General features: G+C 67.0%; 4 protein-coding genes and 1 riboswitch. All 4 genes read left to right on the top strand.

Features of this window, described 5'->3' with window-relative positions; all coding sequences use genetic code 11:
- The first annotated feature begins 179 nt into the window (after positions 1–179).
- A riboswitch (yybP-ykoY riboswitch) is annotated at positions 180–364 on the top strand.
- Positions 365–370: 6 nt separating this feature from the next.
- On the top strand, positions 371–934 hold the full coding sequence (locus AC1DOC_RS24975) for a TMEM165/GDT1 family protein (protein ID WP_015868028.1): 564 nt from the start codon (positions 371–373) through the stop codon (positions 932–934).
- A gap of 134 nt (positions 935–1068) precedes the next feature.
- The gene (gene metX / locus AC1DOC_RS24970) at positions 1069–2244 is read left to right on the top strand and encodes a homoserine O-succinyltransferase MetX (protein ID WP_026283850.1); all 1176 of its coding nucleotides are present in this window, start codon (positions 1069–1071) and stop codon (positions 2242–2244) included.
- The gene (gene metW / locus AC1DOC_RS24965) at positions 2241–2828 is read left to right on the top strand and encodes a methionine biosynthesis protein MetW (protein WP_015868026.1); all 588 of its coding nucleotides are present in this window, start codon (positions 2241–2243) and stop codon (positions 2826–2828) included. Before metX ends, metW begins: the two co-directional genes overlap by 4 nt.
- 37 nt (positions 2829–2865) lie before the next feature.
- Entirely contained in the window at positions 2866–3456 is a 591-nt protein-coding gene (locus AC1DOC_RS24960; RefSeq protein WP_015868025.1) for an IMPACT family protein, read from the top strand.
- Positions 3457–3481: the final 25 nt, after the last annotated feature.

The following is a 3481-nucleotide window of genomic DNA, read 5'->3' as shown; positions in this document are numbered from 1 at the left end:
ACTGACCGATCACCGAACTTCCTCCCCGGCAAAATGAAGAGGGAGGCTCGTGCATTATGGGTGAAATACGTGAAATGCAAGCAGTAATTTGCTGCATCCTGTAGGGCCTCGAAAAATTTACAGAAAGCTAGCGCATGCTTACAAACCCGGCCGGTGGCTGCGGCGCAGCAGGTAGAATCCGACCCGTCATTGGGGAGTAGCCGCCTTCCATCGCGAGAAGGGCCCGCGTCAACAGACTTGTCCTGCCCCACAGGACATGGCGCGTGCAGTGAACACACCTGGCGAGACCTTTGACCGTGCAACTTCGGGAATACGGCCGAAGGTGTTGCACGGTCAATTGCGTCCTTCGGCCCAAGGAACCCTCTCTTTCATGGAAGCTTTTCTCGTTGCAACCGGCGTGGTTGCGCTCGCCGAAATGGGCGACAAGACCCAACTGCTGGCTCTTCTGCTCGCGGCGCGTTTCCGGAAACCCTGGCCGATCGTGCTCGGGATCTTCGCCGCCACCATCGTCAACCACGCGCTGGCCGGCGCGGTCGGCAACTGGATCACCCACTGGCTCGGGCCCGACGTGCTGCGCTGGATCCTGGGGGGCTCGTTCATCGCCATGGCGGCGTGGATGCTGATTCCCGACAAGCTCGACGAAGACGACGCGCCCGCGGCCAGCCACTACGGGGTCTTCGGCACCACGCTGGTCGCGTTCTTCCTGGCCGAAATGGGCGAYAAGACCCAGATCGCGACCGTCATGCTGGCCGCCCGCTTCACGCAGGACTACGTCTGGGTGGTCGCCGGCACGACGCTCGGCATGATGCTGGCCAACGCACCGGTGGTGTGGCTCGGCGAGAAGATCGTACGGCGCGTGCCCATCAAGCTGGTGCACGGCGTCTCGGCCGCGATCTTCCTCGTGCTCGGCATCGTGATGATCGTCGGCTGGTAGCGCGGCGGGGCGATATACTGCCGGCTGCGCCGATTTGCTTCAGCTTGCGGGCGCTTAATAAATTCAGCTAAAGACAGTCCAGTTGGCGAACAAGCAACCCGGCTCGTTTTTGGCGAGGCCGGGTTTTTTCATTGATGTCGTCACCTCCCTTGGTCGTCACTGCGCAGTCGATGCAGTTCGAAGGCCCGCTGGCCCTGCGCAGCGGCGCGTCGCTCGGCAGCTACACGCTCGCCTACGAAACCTACGGCACCCTGAACGCCGGGCGCAGCAACGCGGTGCTGGTGTGCCATGCGCTCAATGCCTCGCACCATGTGGCCGGCACCTACGAAGGCCAGGCGCGGTCCGAAGGCTGGTGGGACAACATGGTGGGCCCGGGCAAGCCGGTCGACACCGACCGCTTCTTCGTGATCGGCGTGAACAACCTCGGCTCCTGCTTCGGCTCCACCGGCCCGATGCACGTCGATCCCGCCACCGGCCGCGTCTACGGCGCGGACTTTCCGGTGGTCACGGTCGAAGACTGGGTCGATGCGCAGGCGGCGCTGCTCGACGCGCTCGGCATCCGCACGCTCGCGGCCGTGATGGGCGGCAGCCTGGGCGGCATGCAGGCGCTGTCGTGGACGCTGCAGTACCCCGACCGCGTGCGGCATGCCGTGGTGGTGGCCAGCGCGCCCAACCTCACGGCCGAGAACATCGCCTTCAACGAAGTGGCGCGCCGCGCCATCGTCACCGACCCCGACTTCCACGGCGGCCATTTCTACGAGCACGGCGTGATCCCCAAGCGGGGCCTGCGCATCGCGCGGATGATCGGCCACATCACCTACCTGAGCGACGACGTCATGAACGCGAAGTTCGGCCGCATCCTGCGCAGCGCGGTCGAAGGCGAGGCGGCGGGGCTCGACTACCGCTATTCCACGCAGGACGTCGAGTTCCAGATCGAGAGCTACCTGCGCTACCAGGGCGACAAGTTCAGCGAATACTTCGATGCCAACACCTACCTGCTGATCACGCGGGCGCTCGACTACTTCGACCCCGCGCGTTCGCATGGCGGCAACCTCAGCGCGGCATTCGCCGGCGCCACGGCCAAGTTCCTGCTCGTGAGCTTCAAGACCGACTGGCGCTTCTCGCCCGCGCGCAGCCGCGAACTGGTGAAGGCGCTGCTGGACAACCGCCGCAACGTGAGCTACGCCGAGATCGACGCGCCGCACGGGCACGACGCCTTCCTGCTCGACGACGTGCGCTACATGGGCGTGGTGCGCTCCTACTTCGAGCGCGTGGCGCACGAGATCCAGGCCGAAGGGAGCGCGTCGTGAGCGACATCCAGACCCAGCGGCTCATTGCCAACCTCGTGCCCGAGGGCGCGCGCGTGCTCGACCTCGGCTGCGGCGACGGCGCCCTGCTCGACCTGCTGCAGCGCGAGCGCGGCTGCACCGGCTACGGCGTGGAAATTGCCGACGGCAACGTGCTGCAGTGCATCCGCCGCGGCGTCGACGTGATCCAGCTGAACCTCGACGAAGGCCTGGCGATGTTCGACGACGCCTCGTTCGACGTGGTGCTGCAGATCGACACGCTGCAGCATCTGCGAAACGCCGAGATCATGCTGCGCGAAACCGCGCGCGTGGGCCGCATCGGCATCGTGGCCTTTCCCAACTTTGCGCACTGGCCCAACCGCATCAGCATTGCGCGCGGCCGCATGCCGGTGACGCGCCGCCTGCCCTACCAGTGGTACGACACGCCCAACATCCGGGTCGGCACCTTCAAGGACTTCGAAGTGCTGGCACAGAAGAACAGCCTGCGCGTGCTCGATGCCTTCGGCGTGCAGGAAGGCCGCAGCGTGCGCTGGCTGCCCAATGCGCGCGCCGGTACGGCCGTGTTCAAGTTCGAGCGGGAGCGCTGAGCGATTCCGCGCCCCGACTGAAAACAACGGCCGCTCCATGAGCTTCACGCTCCCGCAACCGGCGCACAGCGAGCTGCTGATCAAGAAGAGCCGCTTCATCGGCTGCGTGCAGCCGGTGGCCGACCGGGCCGCGGCCCTGGCCGTGGTGGCATCCCTGCGCAGCGAGCATCCCGCCGCCGCGCATGTCTGCTGGGCGCTCATGGCGGGCGGCCAGTCGGCCGCCAACGACGACGGCGAGCCGGGCGGCACGGCCGGGCGCCCCATGCTCGAAGTGCTGCGGCACCAGCAGCTCGAAGGCGTGCTTGCCACGGTGGTGCGGTACTTCGGCGGCATCAAGCTGGGCGCGGGCGGACTCGTGCGGGCCTACACCGACGCGGTGGCGCAGGCCTGCCTCGGGGCCACGCTGGTGCCGCTGGTGCGCCAGCGGCTGCTGCAATGCGCCGTGCCCTATGCGCTCGAAGGACTGGTACGGCGCGAAATTGCCGCGGCGCCCGGCGCGTCGCTGGTCGATGTGCGGCATGGCGATGCGGTGGACTTCACCTTCACGCTGCCCGAGCCCGATGCGGATGCCTTCATCGCCCGCCTCGACGATGCTGCGCAAGGGCGCGCCGTCTGGCCGCAGGCGTGAGCCGGCGCGCCGGTGCGGCCACGGC

The sequence above is a fragment of the Variovorax sp. 01T439_2 genome (genome assembly GCF_056398445.1).
This window is presented reverse-complemented; position numbering and strand designations above follow the sequence as displayed.